This is a genomic window from Halarcobacter bivalviorum, assembly GCF_003346815.1.
Lineage (GTDB): Bacteria > Campylobacterota > Campylobacteria > Campylobacterales > Arcobacteraceae > Halarcobacter > Halarcobacter bivalviorum.
The window spans coordinates 209,173-226,762 of the sequence record NZ_CP031217.1; the positions used below are offsets into that span (position 1 = coordinate 209,173).

Annotated in this window: 23 protein-coding genes; 14 read left to right on the forward strand and 9 right to left on the reverse strand. The window is 28.0% G+C overall.

Translation table 11 applies throughout. The features are described from left to right. Nucleotides 1-82 precede the first annotated feature (82 nt). Nucleotides 83-478: a hypothetical protein gene (locus tag ABIV_RS01060; protein ID WP_114838137.1), complete on the forward strand. Its 396-nt coding sequence runs from the start codon at nucleotides 83-85 to the stop codon at nucleotides 476-478. Between the two features lie 16 nt (nucleotides 479-494). Here ABIV_RS01060 and ABIV_RS01065 read toward each other — a convergent pair whose 3' ends face one another. Genes ABIV_RS01065 through ABIV_RS01105 form a run of 9 tightly spaced genes read right to left on the reverse strand, consistent with a single transcriptional unit; the run spans nucleotide 495 to nucleotide 8,848 of the window. Further along, nucleotides 495-1,706 (reverse strand): AMP-binding protein, encoded by a 1,212-nt coding sequence (locus tag ABIV_RS01065; protein WP_114838138.1) that lies wholly within the window; start codon nucleotides 1,704-1,706, stop codon nucleotides 495-497. Continuing rightward, nucleotides 1,696-3,762, reverse strand: a complete 2,067-nt coding sequence (locus tag ABIV_RS01070) for an MMPL family transporter (protein ID WP_114838139.1) — start codon at nucleotides 3,760-3,762, stop codon at nucleotides 1,696-1,698. The genes ABIV_RS01065 and ABIV_RS01070 overlap by 11 nt, the downstream gene beginning before the upstream one ends. After that, nucleotides 3,746-4,219 carry a hypothetical protein gene (locus ABIV_RS01075; protein ID WP_114838140.1) on the reverse strand — a complete coding sequence of 158 codons (474 nt, stop codon included), beginning with the start codon at nucleotides 4,217-4,219 and terminating at the stop codon, nucleotides 3,746-3,748. Before ABIV_RS01075 ends, ABIV_RS01070 begins: the two co-directional genes overlap by 17 nt. Further along, the gene (locus tag ABIV_RS01080; protein WP_114838141.1) at nucleotides 4,212-4,751 is read right to left on the reverse strand and encodes a hypothetical protein; all 540 of its coding nucleotides are present in this window, start codon (nucleotides 4,749-4,751) and stop codon (nucleotides 4,212-4,214) included. The genes ABIV_RS01075 and ABIV_RS01080 overlap by 8 nt, the downstream gene beginning before the upstream one ends. 2 nt (nucleotides 4,752-4,753) lie before the next feature. Further along, nucleotides 4,754-5,449: a 3-oxoacyl-ACP reductase FabG gene (fabG, locus tag ABIV_RS01085; protein WP_114840420.1), complete on the reverse strand. Its 696-nt coding sequence runs from the start codon at nucleotides 5,447-5,449 to the stop codon at nucleotides 4,754-4,756. A gap of 16 nt (nucleotides 5,450-5,465) precedes the next feature. Next, the gene (locus tag ABIV_RS01090) at nucleotides 5,466-6,986 is read right to left on the reverse strand and encodes an HAL/PAL/TAL family ammonia-lyase (protein WP_114838142.1); all 1,521 of its coding nucleotides are present in this window, start codon (nucleotides 6,984-6,986) and stop codon (nucleotides 5,466-5,468) included. Beyond that, nucleotides 6,983-7,840, reverse strand: coding sequence for a lysophospholipid acyltransferase family protein (locus ABIV_RS01095; RefSeq protein WP_114838143.1), 858 nt, complete (start codon nucleotides 7,838-7,840; stop codon nucleotides 6,983-6,985). Before ABIV_RS01095 ends, ABIV_RS01090 begins: the two co-directional genes overlap by 4 nt. Beyond that, nucleotides 7,840-8,553, reverse strand: coding sequence for a glycosyltransferase family 2 protein (locus ABIV_RS01100; protein WP_114838144.1), 714 nt, complete (start codon nucleotides 8,551-8,553; stop codon nucleotides 7,840-7,842). The genes ABIV_RS01095 and ABIV_RS01100 overlap by 1 nt, the downstream gene beginning before the upstream one ends. Beyond that, nucleotides 8,546-8,848: an ApeI family dehydratase gene (locus ABIV_RS01105; protein WP_114838145.1), complete on the reverse strand. Its 303-nt coding sequence runs from the start codon at nucleotides 8,846-8,848 to the stop codon at nucleotides 8,546-8,548. Before ABIV_RS01105 ends, ABIV_RS01100 begins: the two co-directional genes overlap by 8 nt. A gap of 134 nt (nucleotides 8,849-8,982) precedes the next feature. On the opposite strand from ABIV_RS01105, the gene ABIV_RS01110 reads away from it, so the two are divergent. From ABIV_RS01110 to cutA, 13 genes are all read left to right on the forward strand, one after another. Continuing rightward, nucleotides 8,983-9,237 carry a phosphopantetheine-binding protein gene (locus ABIV_RS01110; RefSeq protein WP_114838146.1) on the forward strand — a complete coding sequence of 85 codons (255 nt, stop codon included), beginning with the start codon at nucleotides 8,983-8,985 and terminating at the stop codon, nucleotides 9,235-9,237. Then, on the forward strand, nucleotides 9,224-10,348 hold the full coding sequence (locus ABIV_RS01115; RefSeq protein ID WP_114838147.1) for a beta-ketoacyl-[acyl-carrier-protein] synthase family protein: 1,125 nt from the start codon (nucleotides 9,224-9,226) through the stop codon (nucleotides 10,346-10,348). Before ABIV_RS01110 ends, ABIV_RS01115 begins: the two co-directional genes overlap by 14 nt. Beyond that, nucleotides 10,338-10,976, forward strand: a complete 639-nt coding sequence (locus tag ABIV_RS01120) for a beta-ketoacyl synthase chain length factor (RefSeq protein ID WP_114838148.1) — start codon at nucleotides 10,338-10,340, stop codon at nucleotides 10,974-10,976. The genes ABIV_RS01115 and ABIV_RS01120 overlap by 11 nt, the downstream gene beginning before the upstream one ends. Then, nucleotides 10,973-11,326, forward strand: a complete 354-nt coding sequence (locus ABIV_RS01125; protein ID WP_114838149.1) for a hypothetical protein — start codon at nucleotides 10,973-10,975, stop codon at nucleotides 11,324-11,326. The genes ABIV_RS01120 and ABIV_RS01125 overlap by 4 nt, the downstream gene beginning before the upstream one ends. A gap of 105 nt (nucleotides 11,327-11,431) precedes the next feature. Next, complete coding sequence (locus tag ABIV_RS01130; RefSeq protein ID WP_114838150.1) at nucleotides 11,432-12,196, forward strand: phosphatidate cytidylyltransferase; 765 nt, start codon at nucleotides 11,432-11,434, stop codon at nucleotides 12,194-12,196. Then, the gene (dxr, locus tag ABIV_RS01135) at nucleotides 12,193-13,260 is read left to right on the forward strand and encodes a 1-deoxy-D-xylulose-5-phosphate reductoisomerase (protein ID WP_114838151.1); all 1,068 of its coding nucleotides are present in this window, start codon (nucleotides 12,193-12,195) and stop codon (nucleotides 13,258-13,260) included. Before ABIV_RS01130 ends, dxr begins: the two co-directional genes overlap by 4 nt. After that, nucleotides 13,250-13,528, forward strand: coding sequence for a hypothetical protein (locus tag ABIV_RS01140; protein ID WP_114838152.1), 279 nt, complete (start codon nucleotides 13,250-13,252; stop codon nucleotides 13,526-13,528). Before dxr ends, ABIV_RS01140 begins: the two co-directional genes overlap by 11 nt. After that, a complete protein-coding gene (locus tag ABIV_RS01145; protein WP_114838153.1) occupies nucleotides 13,528-13,962 on the forward strand; it encodes an Lcl C-terminal domain-containing protein in 435 nt (144 codons plus the stop codon). Before ABIV_RS01140 ends, ABIV_RS01145 begins: the two co-directional genes overlap by 1 nt. A 12-nt stretch (nucleotides 13,963-13,974) precedes the next feature. Then, on the forward strand, nucleotides 13,975-14,529 hold the full coding sequence (locus tag ABIV_RS01150; RefSeq protein WP_114838154.1) for an RBBP9/YdeN family alpha/beta hydrolase: 555 nt from the start codon (nucleotides 13,975-13,977) through the stop codon (nucleotides 14,527-14,529). Beyond that, complete coding sequence (gene tsaD / locus ABIV_RS01155; protein WP_114838155.1) at nucleotides 14,526-15,521, forward strand: tRNA (adenosine(37)-N6)-threonylcarbamoyltransferase complex transferase subunit TsaD; 996 nt, start codon at nucleotides 14,526-14,528, stop codon at nucleotides 15,519-15,521. Before ABIV_RS01150 ends, tsaD begins: the two co-directional genes overlap by 4 nt. Before the next feature lies 1 nt (nucleotide 15,522). After that, nucleotides 15,523-15,867, forward strand: a complete 345-nt coding sequence (locus ABIV_RS01160; protein WP_114838156.1) for an SUI1 family translation initiation factor — start codon at nucleotides 15,523-15,525, stop codon at nucleotides 15,865-15,867. 12 nt (nucleotides 15,868-15,879) lie between these two features. After that, a complete protein-coding gene (locus ABIV_RS01165; protein WP_114838157.1) occupies nucleotides 15,880-17,265 on the forward strand; it encodes an NAD(P)H-hydrate dehydratase in 1,386 nt (461 codons plus the stop codon). Beyond that, on the forward strand, nucleotides 17,262-17,570 hold the full coding sequence (gene cutA / locus ABIV_RS01170) for a divalent-cation tolerance protein CutA (protein ID WP_114838158.1): 309 nt from the start codon (nucleotides 17,262-17,264) through the stop codon (nucleotides 17,568-17,570). The genes ABIV_RS01165 and cutA overlap by 4 nt, the downstream gene beginning before the upstream one ends. Nucleotides 17,571-17,590 lie beyond the last annotated feature (20 nt).

The following is a 17,590-nucleotide window of genomic DNA, read 5'->3' on the forward strand; positions in this document are numbered from 1 at the left end:
AGAGTGATAAATTAGTAATATTTAAATAATTAATAACATACTATATGATACAATCAAAAAAATTTAATAAAATGGAGAAAAAATGAAAAAATTAATTAAGTTAATTTTCGTAGCAGCAATTGGTTTATTTGTTCTAACTGGTTGTAGAACAGCAGCAGTTTATAATGTTCCAAATAGTCCTGTAGAAGCAGCAAAGAAAGTTTCTGATGAGAAAGTTTATGATGCAATTAAAACTGCTGGTACAAGTTTAGGTTGGATTGTTAAAAAAGTTAAACCAGGTGTAGCAGAAGCAAGATTAAATATTAGAAAACACATGGCTTTAGTTGAAATTAAATATAACAATAAAAACTATTCTATTAACTATAAAAATAGTATGAACTTAAATTATGACTCTCAAAAAGGTACTATCCATAGTAACTATAATGGATGGGTTCAAAATTTAGATAATGCTATTCAAGTTCAATTATCTGCAATGTAAATAAAAAGCTAAGGGTTTAAACTCTTAGTTTTTTACCAACACTTGAAGTTGGTATTTTATCTACATACTTTAAAGACAATGAGAATTTTAAATTTGAAAGTCTATTTTGTAAAATCTTTTTTATCTCTTTTGAACTAAACTCTTTTGAACCCTCAATTGTGATATCTAGTCTTTCTCCTCTTAATGAATCTTCGTTTGAAGAAACAAAAACTAAAGCTTTATTTATCTCTTCTACTTCTTCTAAAATATTCTCTATTTGAATTGTAGAGTATCTTTTCCCTGCAATTTTTAGAATTTGTGAACTTCTTCCTACAAGTTTAAATTTATTATTTTCTTTTTCTATATAATCAAAAGTTTGCATAATCCCATTTATATCTTTAAACTCATTTTCATATAGAGTTGTTGAAACAAAAGGAGAAACAACTTTTAATTCATTATTTTCATTAGTTTTTATTTCAACTTCTGGCATAGGTGTCCATAAGCTTTCATCATTAAGTTTGTATGCGATACCACCTGTTTCTGTTGAACCAAAAATTTGCATAATATCTGTATTAAATTTATCTTTAAACTCTTTTGCATTTAGAGCATCTAAAGGAGCAGTAGAACTTACAAAGATAGCTTTTGATAAATCTTTTATAGAAGAGATTTTATTTAAAGCTTTGATATATAAAGGAGTTGTAACAACTAAACTATTATCATCAATTAGATTCAATAAATCATTTGGTAAAAAATGCTCTTTTAAAACTATATCTATATTATTTAACAATGGATATAAAAGACCAAATAACATTCCGTAGATATGTACAAAAGGTACAGTTAAAACTACTTTATTAATATTTTTATTCTCAAATAGTTTTGTTAGAACTTTAACTTCCTCTTCTAGATGTTTTTTCGTTTTTAAAGCTCCAACAGGATTTCCTGTACTTCCACTTGTAAAAAATATCATAGAAAAATCTTTCTCATCAAAAATAGTTTTAGTATTATTATCAGAGTTAAACTCTTTAATCTTTAAATCTTCAAGTTTTTTTGAGATAATTTGGTTTGTTTCATCAAATAGTATAATCTTTGAGTTACTGTAATAAGCTTTAATAATATTTAGTACATTTTTCTCTTTTGATTTTGAATTTATATATCCAAGATGATTTTCTAAAGAACTATTTGTAAAATCTTCTTTATTTATAGTATATGTTGTAATAGTTCCATTATCATTATGAACCTCAATTTTCATTAGATGACCTTTTTAAAAAAATTAATAAAAATGAAATAGCTAAAACACCAATTGTTGCAACTATTCCAATAGAGTATAAAGAGTTAATCTTACTAAATACTAATACTCCAAAACCTGCAAAAGTACTAAGAAGAGAATAAAGTATTGCTTTTCTTGTATTTATATCTAAGCCTTTAGAGCTATAAATAGCATAATCAATACTAAGGGCTAAGATTACAAATATCATAAATAGATGTAAAATATTAAAGGCTGTAAAAAATGAGTATGTAAGAATCATTGCTAAAGGAAAAAGTAAAAAGCAAAGAGCAAAAAGAGACTCTTTTTTTGCAATAAATAAAATCAGTAAAACAATTAAACTTAAAGAGATTACTCCTAGAATTAAAATCTCATTTTTAACTTTATTTAGTGAATCTTTAAATAGTAAATTCATACTTAATGCTTTTATAAATTCATACTCCTTTATAACCTCATAAGAAGAAGTTTCTATATTTATAAATAGGTAATATTTGTTTTTGTATTTAAAGAAGTTGATATGTAACTCTTTTAGTTTTTCAAAACTATAACTTGGTTTTTCTTCTATTGTATAGGCTTCTTGAAAATACTCTTTTTTAAAGCCTAAAGTGATTGATTCCTTTATAAGCTTCTCTTTTAAAGCTCTGAACTCCTTATTCTCTAAAAGGCTTTTTTTCTCTTCAAATTTAGAGTTACTTATTAATAGATCCAAAGAAGAGTTTAAGGAAGGAAGCTCTTTTTTAATGATTTTATATTTTTTCATTAAATCATCTATTGTAGTAGTTTCAATTAAAATAGGTATGGTAGTTGTGTGTTTTAGTTTTTCTTTAAAATAGATATTTAGCCTATCAAGTTTTTCATTTTGATAATCTAAGTTTCGCAAGTTTGTATCAAAAGTAATTGTAAAAAGTGAAATAGCAATTAAAATAGTAGAAAAGCTAAGAATATAGAATTTATTTATATTAAAATCAAAACTTTTTTTAAAGCCTTTTTCTCTAAATGAAAAAGCAATTTTAGGATATAAAAAACTAAAATGTAAATAAGAGATTAAAAGTGAAACTATAGTAAATATTGCAAGTTGTTTAATTAGAGGAAAAGAGACAAAACTAATGATAAAAAAGGCTATAAAAGTAGTAAAGAAACCAAAGAACACCTCTTTATTAAATCTTTTCTTTTCTACATAATAACCATGCATATAGTGATGAAACATATAATCAATAGCAACAGTACTAATCGATAAACCAAAAACTAAAACAAAAATTGAGACCTCACTAAAAAGAGTAGTAACAACTATTGTTGAGATAATTGCAGAAGTAGCAAGAGTCGTTAAAGTATTAAGAAGTAAAGAGATATTTCTTAAAATAAAAAGATATAGAGTTAGTAAAATCAAAAAAGCAAGAATTATAATCTTATTTACATCCTCTTTTATTGCTTGTGAATTTTCAACAAAATAAAAAATAGTACTAAATATCTTTAGCTCAGGATATCTTTTTTCTAATAGTTGAATCTTTTTATAAAGCTTTTTATAACTGTTTAAATTGTTTATCTCTTTATTTATTTTATAAACACGTATATCTTTTATTTGTTGATTTTGCTCTTTTTTAATAAAAAGATTTAAAGGATCATATTTGTTTACTATAAAAGGGAAAAAAGAGTTTAAAAGAGAGTCTTGAATTATTTGCAACTCTTTTTTAATATCTATATTTTTTAATTTTTCTTCATTCAAATTATTTAAAAGAAGTTGATTTTTATTTTTATATTCAAACAAAGAGTTATTGTAAAAAGACTCTTTTTTTATCTCTTTAATAGTTTGTAACTCTTGCTCAACTTTTGAAATTAGCTCTTTAGGAAGATTTTCAAAAGAGACAAAAAGAGTTTTTGAATCATAGTATTTTGAATAGGCTTGTAAAATCTGTTTATCTTTAGAATCTGGCAAAACAGCTAAAATACTATTTGAAATATTTGAATAGTTATTAGTTAAAAATAAGAGTAATAAGGCAAAAGAAAAGATAAAAAAGTTTGATAGTTTAATCAATTTGCTCAATACTTATCCTATCATTATTTAACATATTTATATGAAGATATTCTAGTTTTGTAGTTTTTTTATAGTTAATACTTTTTATGTAGTTTGCAACAATACTTTTAGGTTTTAGAAAAATTTCATCTTTTTTCATCTGTACTTCAAAATATAATTCAAGTTTTGAAATCTCATCTAAGTAGATAGCTTGAAGTAGAGTAACATAGATTTTTTTTGGCATATCTCTAGTTAAATCAATCTCTACTGTTCCTTCATTTTTCATTATAAAAAGAGTATCCTCTTCAAATAATAAAACTACATCACTATTTTCATAAGAGGTTTCAATAGAGTTTTCTCTAAAGTTTATATAGCCAGTTTTTTTTGTGCTACTATTTAAAGCATCTATATATTTTGATTCTTGAAAGTGAATAGTTTGTGCAAATAAGTTGATACTAAAAAGAGTAAAAAATAGTGCTTTAATCATTTTGTGCCTTTAAAAAAATAAATTTTCTATGTAAAAACTGTAATACTCCTGCAAAGATAAAAACAAAGTACCAGCCAATAGAACTATAATAAATCCAATAATTTATATTTGTATCAAAGAAAATAATAAGATGAATTATAGCATTAATTAAAGAAGTAAAAAACCAAAAAAGAGTTGATTTGTGAATATACTCCTCCTCTTTTTGTGAAAGTTCCTTTTTAGAAAACTTTTTTGCAAAAAATAGAATTATAGAAGTTTTGTTGAGGTAAGAGATAAATATCAATGCAGTAATAAAACTTGAAATCAATAAAGGAAGAGTTTTTAATATCAAAAACTCTTTTAAGAAAAAAGCTAAAATAGAGATACAAATATATAAAAGAGGATACAAATACTCTTTATAACCTTTTTTAAAAACCAATAAAAACCAAAGAATACTTAGGCAAAGAATTGCCAAGCTTACTTTTGTAATATCAAAATATCTTAGTGAAGTAAATACAATTGGTGCATAAAGTAGTGAGATAATTAGGTTCATTTCTACCTAACCATTGCTCCACTAATATTTAAAACTTCACCACTTACATAAGTAGCATCATTTCCAATAAAGTAAGCACATTTTGCTACTTCTTCAGGTTTCCCAAATCTATTTAAAGGAATAGCTTTTTTAAGTTCCTTACTGTTTGGAATATTTTCTATCATCTCAGATTCTATGATACCTGGAGCAAGAGCATTAACTCTAATATTATATCTTCCAAGCTCAATTGCTAAAGTCTTTGTAAAAGCAATTACTCCACCCTTAGAAGCTGAGTAGTTTGCTTGTCCAGCATTTCCTGAAATACCTGAGATAGAAGCTACATTTACGATACTTCCTTTTTTATTCATCATCATATTTCTAGAGATAGTTTTGGTAACATGATACATTCCAGAAAGGTTAGTATTTATTACATCTTCCCATTGCTCATCATCCATAAAGAAAAATAGATTGTCTTTGATGATTCCAGCATTATTTACTAAAACATCAACACTTAGATTCTCTAAAGTAGCTTTAATATCCTCTTTATCTTGCATATTAAAAGTGATTAATTCACCATGCTCAATTGAGTCTAAAATAGCTTGGGCTTTCTCTTTGTTGCTATTATAATGAACATATACAAAGTAACCATTTTTTGCATACTCTTTTACTATAGCTTCACCAATAGAACCAGTTGCTCCTGTTACTAATACTTTTTTAATTTCCACAACAAACTCTTTATATAAATTTAGCTTCTTTAATTAGTTTATTGATATTTTTTATATCAATATCCATTCTTCTATCTTCAATTAAAGGCTCTACAATCTGCCTAGTTGTCTCGTAGATTTTTCTTAAGTGAGGAGATACTTGTTCTTTACCTCTAATATCAACTGCTTGTGCCATACCAATAAAGGCAATAGAAAGCATATTGTGAAGTTCTGGCATCATCTTTGCAAAGTCGTTTGCTGCTGTTGTACCCATAGAAACTTTATCTTGATTTAGTGATTCAGTTGGTCTTGAGTGAATTGAAGCTGCAGTTGTATTTTTAATAACATCAGCACTTAATGAACTAAGACTAATTTGCATAGCTTTAAATCCATGGAAGAAAGGCTCTTTAGAAAGCTTTAGATTCTCTCCTAAACCTCTATTAAATTTGTGGTCAACAAGTAGAGCAAACTCTTTATCTAATAAGTCAGCTAAATTTGCAGCACAAATTTTTAGGGTATCCATAGCGTGAGCTACATAACCACCATAGAAGTTACCAGAAGTATAAATTTTTTGATTTTCTCCATCAATTAATGGATTGTCATTTACAGAGTTGATTTCAGTCTCAACCCATTTTTTAGAAATATCAAGATTATCTCTAATTACACCAAGAACTTGTGGAGCACATCTCATAGAGTAAGTATCTTGGATATTTAAATTATTATCAGCAAAGAATTTATCATATCTATCATCTCTTCCATGAGTTAACTTTGAACCAGCAATTTTTTCTTTGATATTTTTTGCAGCTTTTATTTGTCCCTCAAATGGTTTTGAATCATGAACAAAATCAGCAACAGGAGTATCATCTCCTAATAGAACTTCAAACATACCAGCAACATATGATTCCATAGAATCTAAAATAACTTCAAACTCTTCAATAGCTTTTAAAGCAATAGCACTCATGATAGTTGTACCATTCATAATTGCTAAGGCTTCTTTTGGTTCAAAAGAGTATGGTTCTATTCCAAGTTCATTGTAAACTTCAATAGCAGGTTTAATTTCACCTTTATAGTAAACTTCCCTTTCCCCTGCAACAACAGCAGCAATATATGATAATGGAGTTAGGTCACCACTTGCTCCAACTGAACCCTGAGAAGGAATTACTGGAATAATATCTTTTTCAATTAACATTTCAAGTCTATGAAGTAGATTCATAGAAACCCCAGATCTTGCTTTACTTAATGAGATAGTTCTGCAAATAACTGCATATCTACATACTTCATAAGATAGGTTTTTACCTATTCCACATCCATGAAATCTAAATAGATTTGTTTGTAGTTTTGCTGCATCATCATAGTTTACATAGTTTTTACCACTATCTCCATATCCAGTTGTTATTCCATAAATAGGCTTACCTTGTTTGATTGTATCCATCATAAAATCATGAGTATGGTTAATAAAAGTAATAAAGTTCTCATCATTTGAGATTTCAACGCTAGTAGCATTTACAATCTCTTTAAGGCTAATATGTCTTTTGTCAATTGTTAGTTTCATTTGTTCTCCCAGAAATTGTAAAAATTAAACCATTGCTCTGGATATTTTTTTATAACTTCTTCATATTTTTGTATATAAGTAGATAATGCAAGACTAATTGCATCTTCTTGTTCTTTTGTCTTATCTAAATAAATTATAGTATGTTCAATTTTATATTCTTGAATACCCATTAAAATAATAAAGTAAATCAATATAGGTTTATCTGTTTTATAGGCAATTTCAAAAGGATTTTTATTAAAATTTGCTTTTCTTTTAAAAAAGTCTATTTCTATTTCAGCTTTTTTATTTGAGGCTCTATCCCCCATAATTGCAACTATTTCATTATTCATTAAAGCATTTGCAATCTCTACTGAAACTCTTATAGTACCTTTATTCAAATCAATAATATTAATGCTCTCTTTTACAGGTAAAGAGTCTTCTATTTTTTTAATTCCTTCTAATAAAACTTCCTGCATTACAATATTTAGTTTATTGTTTACATGTGAAGCATTTGTAGAGGCTGCCCATCCACCAAAGTGGGAGCATAATAAAATAGTTCCTTTATTTAAAATCTCAGTCATTTTAGTTATATCATCATAATTGAAGGTATAACTTTTAACATCAACTTTAGAGATAAATCTATCAACCATACAAATAGCAAAAAATCTTAAGTGTTTGAAATAAATTCTATTAGTAAATTTTATATTTATAGTTTGATAATAATCTCTTAATGCTTTTTTTACATTTGTGGCAAAGATAAAATAAAAAAATGAAACAGGATACATTAAAATATATATAAACTTATAGCCAAAAAGTTTATATAGATTAAATACTAGAGCAATACTCCAGCCACTTCCTCTCTGTTTTGTTTTCATTAACTTTTTTTAAATCTAAACAAGTTAAATATATATTTAACCCACTTAATAGGAAGTATTTGAACATGAACCCAAACAATAGCAGCTGTATCCCAAAATTTTCTAAAATGAGATACTCTATCTTCAGATGTTGGATAAAAGCATTCAATCTCTACTTCTTTGATTGGTTTTCCTGCATCTGCATGTCTTACGATAACTTCCATTTCCCAATCAAACCTAGAAGTTTTAATTGGTAGTTCAATAATTGAAAGAGGATATAGTCTAAAACCTGAAAGAGAGTCTTTTATTTCATAACCTGTATCCCATGATGCCCAAAAGTTACTAAACCATCTACCAAATTTTGAGCTATTTGGTACATTAGAAATATCAAAATTTCTTGAACCAATTATAATTTCATCATTTGAACAGGCACTTATTAATTTATTAACTTGACTTGCTAAATGTTGTCCATCTCCATCCATTGTTACAATGTGAGTAAAACCTAATTCTCTAGCTTTCTTTGCTCCACTTATTATGGCTTGCCCTTTCCCCATATTACTCTTATGTCTTACAATTGTAAGATTAGGAGACTCTTTTAATATTTTTGTTAGCTCTGTGGAAGAACCATCATCTACAACTATTACTTTGTAGTCATAAGATAAAATATCATTAACAACATCTTGTATAGTATGAAAATTATTATAAGTAGGAACAACAATAATAAAACTATTCATAGATTATCTCGCTAATTTTTAATTTTTCTTCTGATTCAATAATTATTTTATTATTGCTCTTTTTAAATGAAATTTTATTTTGAGGTGTTATTGTTTTTATAAACTTTGCTTTTTTTATTTCTGTTATTTTAATATCAAAGATTTCACTTGCTATTTCAAGTTGTAAAAAGCTAGGTAGTATCGGTAATTTTGGAAAATGAGCAGCAAAAACAGGATGATTTTCATCTGCTAATAAAATATCTATACTCGAATCTGTTTTACAAGTTATAGTATATAAATTATTTGTTAAGGGCATCTATTTCTTTCATTTGTTATTTTGTGATTTTACTTATTTATCACTAAAAATTATATTAATTTTATAATTTTAACACTAAATAAATTATAAGTACAATAATAATACAATTCTATCAATAAAAGAAGGAATTATATATGGCTATTACAAGTGATGAGTTTAAACAAGTTTTAATTGATGGTTTAAAACTTGAAGATATTGAAGTTACAGATATTGAAGATTCTGATGCTCTTTTTGGAGATGAGGGATTAGGTTTAGATTCTGTTGATTCAATTGAGTTAGTATTAATTATAGAAAAAGAGTATGGTGTAAAGATACAAAATCCAGAGCAATATAATGAGATTTTTGCATCAGTTGAGAATTTATTAAAATACATAAATGACAACAAATAAAAAAGCTTTCATAAATAATTATGAGGCAGTAAGTTGTGCAGGTTTAAATGCTGAACAACTTTTTGCTTCAATCTGCGAAAAAAAAGATTGCATAACAATTGACAACACTTATGTTCAAGATAGAGAAGTTGCAATTGGTAAAATAAAATCAGATAAAACTTTCAATGAACTACTTTTAGAGACTGTTTTAAAAGTTTTAAAAAGTTCGACTTTAAATAATTTTGAAAATACTTTACTTATTGTTGGTTCTTCTGTTGGTGGGATGAATGAGACTGAAAGAGTTTTCTTTAAAGACTCTTCTTATGAAAATATTGATTATAGAAAACACCCAATAGATGCAATTGCTTATTTATTAAAAAAAGAGTTCTCTTTTTATGATGATATCTCATTTTCTACTGCTTGTACTTCTAGTGCAAATGCTTTAGGATATGCAAAAGAGGTTATCTCAAAAGGTATTTATAAAAATGTATTAGTTGTTGGAGTGGATGCTTTATCATATACTACAGTATGTGGTTTTTCTGCTTTAAGTGTACTCTCTTCAAAACCTTGTACTCCCTTTGAAAAAAATAGAGAAGGAATGAATGTAGCTGAAGCTATTGCTGTATTATTAATTCAAGATGAAAAAGTAGCTTCATCTAGTGTTGAAATATGTGGGGTAGGTTATAGTTCAGATGCACATCATATGACTCAACCCCATCCCGAAGGACATGGTGCTGCTAAAGCAATGCAAAATGCAATAAATGATGCAAAGATAGAAAAAGAGAAGATTCTTTATATAAATGCCCATGGTACTGGTACAATGGCAAATGACTCTTCAGAGTTAAATGCTATTTCTTTATTATTTGATACTAGCAAACCTTATGTTAGTTCAACAAAAGCTTTCACTGGACATACTTTAGGTGCAGCAGGAGCAATAGAGGCTATTATATCAACTATGGCTTTACAAAAACAGATTATTCCTCCTTCAAAGGATATAAAAGCAGTAGAAAGGGAGGATGTTTTATTCTCTAATGAGGCTTTAAATAAAGAGTTCTCTTATGTGCTTTCTAACTCTTTTGCTTTTGGTGGAAATAATACAAGTATTCTTTTAGGACTAGATGATGACAATTAATTTAGAGATTTTAAATGCTTCTTATCTTTTAGCTCCAACTGAAATAGAGGATTTAAATACAAAAACATTAGTTCCTAAAATGGTATTTAGAAGAAGATTAACAAGAGCCTCAAAACTTGTTATAGAACTTATGGATAAAGTAGAGTTCAAAGTAGGAAGAATAATGTATGGAAGTGCTTATGGAGAATTGCCAGCAACAGCAAATATTTTAAATGCAATTTTAAATAAAGAGGGTATCTCTCCAACAGATTTCCAAAATTCTGTTTATAATACACCTGTTTCATATGCTTCAATTTTAGAAAAAAATCAAAATGAAGTTATGACTATCTCTTGTGGAGATAATACTTCTAATAGAGTTTTAAAAATGGGTGCCATTAAAGCTTTAGATGGAGATGAGATTTTATTAGTAGTAACAGAGACTATGAATATTGAAAATATTGAACAAGTAAATAACTGTATCGATTTTTTAGAAGTTGCAGTCGCTTTAAAAGTAAGAGTTACAAAAGAAGAAGCAACTTTAAGTATTCAAAATGATGATATAAAAGCTCCTAATTCTGTAAAAGAGCTCTTATCATATGCAAAACAGTTTAATGAGAATAAAAAAAATATAATAGAAGTAAAATTATGAATATCCCCCATCAAGAACCAGTTAAATTTGCAAAAGAGCTTTTAGAAGTAAATGATGAGTTTGTAAAGGTTAAATGTGCTTTTGACTCTTTACCTTCATTAGCAATGTTTTTTGAAGCAGCAGCTCAAAGCTCAGCAGGTTTTTCACAAGAGGAAGAGGCAAAAGTAGGGTTTCTAATCTCTTTAAAAGAGGTGAAATTAAATAAAGAAGCAGATACTTTAGAGTATATAATCAAAGTAGAAAAAAAGATAGCCTTTGCTTCTGTATGTGAATTTTATTTTGAGGTTTATGATTTAAGTGAAACTACAAATTATGCGACAGGAATATTAACTGTTATGATTCAAGAGTAGAGTTAATTCTCTACTTTTCTTCTAATATACCCAGATAAGTAGCCTATTATTTAATAACAAGAGATAAAATGCTAAAATATATAACTTATTATTTTAGGACTAGAAATGGCACTTAACGAGATAATTAAATCAAGTAATACAAGAATTAAAACTGGTATCGCATTAATAATTGCAGTATTAGTTATAGGGTACATTGACTCATTTTTTATAATGTGGTTACTTTTTGGTATTTTATTAGTAGTTTCAATTAATGAATCGATGAAACTTTATAAAATGCAAAGTGATTCAATATATTTTTATACTGGAATCATTTGGTTTTTAGCATATTTTTATCCTTATCCTGAGGATTTAGTATTTTTATTAGCTCTTCTTTATGCTTCATTAATTGCTTATAAAAAAGAGATTGACAGAAAACTTTTCTTACCACTTCTTTATCCAACAGCTTCATTTTTATTTTTACTTGCACTTTATAGTGAATATGGTGTAATGTCTTTATTATGGCTACTTGTAATTGTAGCAGGAGCGGATATTGGAGCATACTTTGTAGGAAGAAGTATGGGTAAAACTAAATTTTGTGAAACTAGTCCAAACAAAACAGTAGAGGGTGTGATAGGTGGAGTTATTGTTGCAACACTTTTTGGACTTATCTTCTCTTTAGAAAATGTATCAACTTTTGGAGCAATTGTTATTTCAATTGTAGTTGCTTTAGCTTCAGTATTTGGAGATCTTTTTGAGTCATATTTAAAAAGACTTGCAGATGTGAAAGATAGTGGAGATATTTTACCTGGACATGGTGGAATATTAGATAGAACAGATGGATACCTTTTTGGTGGGGTAGTAATGTTAATGATTCTAAGAGCTGTAATTTGATTATCTTAGGTTCTACAGGCTCTATAGGAGTTAATACTCTAAATATTGCAAGAAAATTTAATCTAAATGTTGAGGTATTAGTTGCTGGAACTAATATTGAACTTTTAAATAAACAAATAGAAGAGTTTAAACCTAAAAAGGTTGTAATCTCAAAAAAAGAAGATATTCATAAAATAAATCACTCTGATGTATCTTTTGGAGAGGCTTCAATTTTAAAAGTAATTGAAGAATCAAACTCTAAAACAGTTGTAAATGCACTTGTAGGTTTTTTAGGTTTAAGACCTACCTTAAAAGCAATAGAGTGTGGTAAAAAAATAGCACTGGCAAATAAAGAGTCTTTAGTTGTAGCTGGAAAATTTATAGACCAAACTCATTTAAGTCCAATTGATTCAGAACACTTTGCTCTTTGGTATCTACTTCAAGATAAAAAAATCTCATCGATGACGGTTACAGCAAGTGGTGGTTCTTTTAGAGATTATTCTTTAGAGAAATTAAAAAATGTCTCTATTAAAGAGGCTTTAAATCATCCTAATTGGTCGATGGGAAATAAAATCACAATTGATTCTGCAACTATGACAAATAAAATGTTTGAGCTAATGGAAGCAGCGTGGTTATTTGATACAAGAAAATTAGATGCCATAATTGAAACAAAATCTTTAATTCATGCTCTTATTAATTTTGAAGATGGAAGTTCAACTGCACATATTGCAAATGCTTCTATGCAACTTCCAATTGCCTATGCAATTTTAGGAAAGTGTGATGAGCAAGTTTTAGAACCTGTAGATTTAATAAAAGTAGGAAGTCTAGAGTTTAGGCAAATAGAAAAAGAGAGATATCCTATTTGGCAAGTAAAAGATGAAATTTTAAATAACCTTGATTTGGGTGTGGTTTTAAATGCAGCAAATGAAGTAGCCGTATCAAAATTCTTAAACTCAGAAATTGGATTTTTAGATGTTTCAAAAATAACTTTAGAAGCTTTAGAGAAGTTTTCAGGGGTAAAACCTACATCAATAGAAGATATTTTTGAAATAGATAAAGAGGTGAGGTCTTTTTATGACACTTGATTTACTCATACCTTTTGGAATTCTATTAATCTTAGTAATTTATTTAATCTACACAAGAAATAAATTTGAAAAAAATATTGTAGATATGTATGAAGAAAAGTTTGAGCAGTGGAAAGAAAATTCACAAGTAAATGAAAATAATAAAAAAGTTTGTAAAGAGCTTGTGGGAATTATTTATAAAGAAGAGTATAATATAACAGTAGAACTTATTGACGAAAGTGTAAGAAGAAACTTACAACAAGGGAAATATAAAATAAAGGATAAGTAATGAAAGCCTTATTCTTCTTAATGTTTATTTGCTTTTTTTCATTTGCTTTTGCAAATGATTTGAAAAGAAATGGCTCATTAAAAGTTGTAGTAGATAATAAAAATAAATTAATGTGGATGGATGATTCAATCATCTTAAAACAGACTTTTACTCATAAAGAAGCAGAAGCTTATTGTGAGGAGCTAACTTATGCTGGTTTCTCAAATTGGAGAGTACCAGATATTGATGAATTAAAATTGATAGTTGATAAAAAAAACCAAAAAACCTATATAAATAGAAGTTTTAGATTTAATATAGCAGATGGTTTCTGGGCTAGTAAAGCTCATTGGAGAACTTTTTGGTTTTATGCTGACTATATGTATTTTATAAGTGGAACACCATATTTTGATAGTAGGCACAAGAAAAAATATGTTCGATGTGTTAGAGATATATAAAGAAAGGAAAAAATGGAAAAAAGAGTTTTAGTGTTACATGGATTAGGGGGGAGTGACTTCCCTCATTGGCAAGCACATTTAGCAAGGGATTTAATAGAGCAAAATACTCCTGTATCATTTCCCTCTTTACCAAATAGAGATAATCCAAATTTAAATGAGTGGAAAGCTTATGTAAAAAAAGAGATTGAACACTTTAAACCAACAATTGTAGTTTGTCACTCTTTAGCAAACCTTTTATGGTTTCATCTTTGTGATGAATTAGATATTAACTTAAAAAAATTAATGTTAGTTGCTCCTGTTAGAGACAAAGAGCTAGAACAGGCAAAAACATTTTTCCCTTATCCAATACCAACGGATTTAAAAGCGGAAGAGATAATTATGGCAGCTTCAACAAATGATCCATATATGAATGTGGAAGAGGCTATTAGATTACAAAGTAAATTACAAATTGGAATGAAGCTATTAGAAGAAGCTGGACATATAAATGCTGAATCAGGGTTTGGTAAATTAGATTGTGCTCTTGATTGGATAAATAGAGAAGAAGAGTGTGAGGAGTCGAAATCTTGATTTTATCGATAGAATCATCATGTGATGATAGTTCAATTGCAATAACAGAGATTGAAACAAAGAAATTAATATATCATAAAAAAATATCTCAAGAACTTCAACACTCAGTTTATGGGGGAGTAGTTCCTGAATTAGCTGCAAGACTTCATGTGGAAGCACTTCCTAAAATACTTGAGGAGTGTAAAGAGTATTTTCCTAAACTAAAAGCTATTGCCGTTACAAATGCTCCTGGCCTTTCTGTTACTCTTATGGAAGGTGTAACAATGGCAAAAGCTTTAAGTGTAAGTTTAAATCTTCCTCTTATTGCAGTAAACCATTTAAAAGGTCATATCTACTCTCTTTTTATTGAAAAAGAAGAGGTTTTACCTATGACTATTCTTTTGGTTTCAGGTGGACATACTCAAATTATAGAGGCAAACTCTTTAAATGATATGAAACTAATTGCAAGTACCTTAGATGATAGTTTTGGAGAGAGTTTTGATAAGGTAGCTAAGATGATGAATTTAGGTTACCCTGGTGGTCCAATAGTTCAAGAAAAAGCACTTAAAGGAGATGAAAATAGATTTGATTTTCCAGTTCCTTTAAGACAAAGTCCAAATATAGAATTCTCTTATTCAGGCTTAAAAAATGCAGTAAGAATGAGACTTGAAAAGTTAGAAGAAGAAGGGCTTTGTGAAGAAGATGTATGTGATATTTGTGCCTCTTTTGAAAAAACAGCAGTAGCTCATATTATGCAGAAACTAAAAAAACTATTTAAACAAAAACTACCTAAAAATTTTGCAATAGTTGGTGGTGCAAGTGCAAATATAAGACTTCGTACAGCAATTGAAGAGTTATGTAAAGCTAATAGAATAAATCTTTATCTTAGTGAACTGAAATATTGTTCTGATAATGCAGCAATGATTGGAAGAGTAGCAGTAGAACAATATAAAAATAAAGAGTTTGTATCAATAGATGAGATTGATGTTCAAACACGATTAAAAGGCTTTTAAAATGGGATTAGCAGATTTATTAGCACAAAATCTTGGTTCAAAATTAGAAGGCAATGAGTTTGATACAAGTAAAAATGATAAAAAGGCAAAAGAAAAAGCTTTAGAAATTCTTCCTAAAAATCAACATCATTTAGTATTTACCTTTGAAAAAAGAAAAGGAAAACCAGTAACTTTAGTGGGAAGATTTTATCTTGAAGAGAGTGATAAAAAAGAAGTTTTAAAACTTTTAAAGAAGAAGCTTGCTTGTGGTGGAAGTATTAAAGAAGAGTGGATTGAACTACAAGGCGATGTAAAAGAGAAAGTAAAACTAACTTTAGAGAAAGAGGGTTGGAAGTTTAAAAAATAGAGGTATATCATTATGCAACATATTTATTATGAAGTAGGCTCTTTAGATAAAAAGTGTTATGAAAAATTTGCTTTAACAGAAGATATTCTAATGGAGCATGCAGCTTCATCAATAGCTCGTTTTATAGAAGAAAACTTTGAAAAGAAAAGTTCTGTTTTAATTGTGTGTGGACCTGGAAACAATGGAGCTGATGGACTTGCCCTTGGAAGATTACTTTATAAAGAATATGAAGTTAAACTCTACCTTCCCTTTGGTGCTAAATCTCAAATGGCAAAATTACAGAAAAATAGAGTAGAACTTTTAGGCTTAACTTTACATGAAGAGATAAGTGAGTCTGATATTGTTGTAGATGCTCTATTTGGAAGTGGTTTAAATAAAGACTTAGATGAAACTTCACTAAACATTATCAATACTTTAAATCAATTAAATACTTATAAAATAGCTTGTGATATTCCAAGCGGTATAAATATAAAAGGTCAAGTAAATCAAGAGGCTTTTTATGCAGATACAACTATCACTATGGGAGCATTAAAAGTAGCTCTTTTTAATGATGAAGCAAAAGATTATGTAGGTAAGATTGAAGTTGCTAATCTTGGTATTCAAAGGTCTATTTATGAAGAGAAGACAAATATTTTTCTTCTTGAAAAAGAGGATATGAATCTTCCTTTACGAAATAAAAAGAATTCACATAAAGGTAGTTTTGGACATCTAAATGTAATTGCAGGTTGTAAAAAAGGTGCAGGAATAATAGCTGCCAAAGCTGCTTTTGGTTTTGGTGCTGGTTTAGTAAGTGTAGTTTGCCATGAAGATATTGATTTACCATATCATATTATGCAGACACATTTCTTAAGTGATAACTGTACTGCAATTGCAATTGGAATGGGACTTGGTAAGTATGAAACTGAGGAAATTAAAACAATTTTAGCAAAAGAGATACCTACTATTATAGATGCTGACCTTTTTTATGAAGAGATTATTTTAGAAAAATTAAAGAGTGATGTTGTTTTAACTCCTCATCCAAAAGAGTTTTGTGCTCTTTTAAAACTATGTGAAATAGCAGATATTAGTGTAATACAATTACAAAAAGATAGATTTGAGTATGTTTCTAAATTTTGTAATAAATATCCAAAGGTAACTCTTCTTTTAAAAGGTGCAAATGTACTTATTGGAAAAGATAAAGAGATATATGTTAATAGTTTTGGTACATCAACTTTAAGTAAAGGTGGAAGTGGAGATGTTTTAAGTGGACTTATAGCCTCTTTACTTGCTCAAAGCTATAACTCATTAGATGCAGCAATTACTGCAAATCTAGCACATACTTTAGCTGCAAAGAATTATAAAAAGAATAACTACTCTTTAATTCCATCAGATTTAGTAGAAGAGGTAAAAAAATTATGAAAGCAATCCTTGTACAAACAACTTGTTCTTCAAAAGAAGAGGCAAAAATAATCGCTAAAATCTTAATAGAAGAGAAGTTAGCAGCCTGTGTTCAAATGAGTGAAATAAACTCATTTTATATCTGGGAAAAAGAGTTTTGTAATGATGAAGAAATCCTTTTAAGTATCAAAACTAAAAAAGAAAACTTCAAAAAAATCAAAAGCAAAATTAAAGAATTACATAGCTATGATGTGCCCGAAATTATAAGCTTAGATATTAATGATACTAGTAAAGATTATAGAAAGTTTATAGATAAAAATTGTTAAAACTTATGGAGGAAAAATAG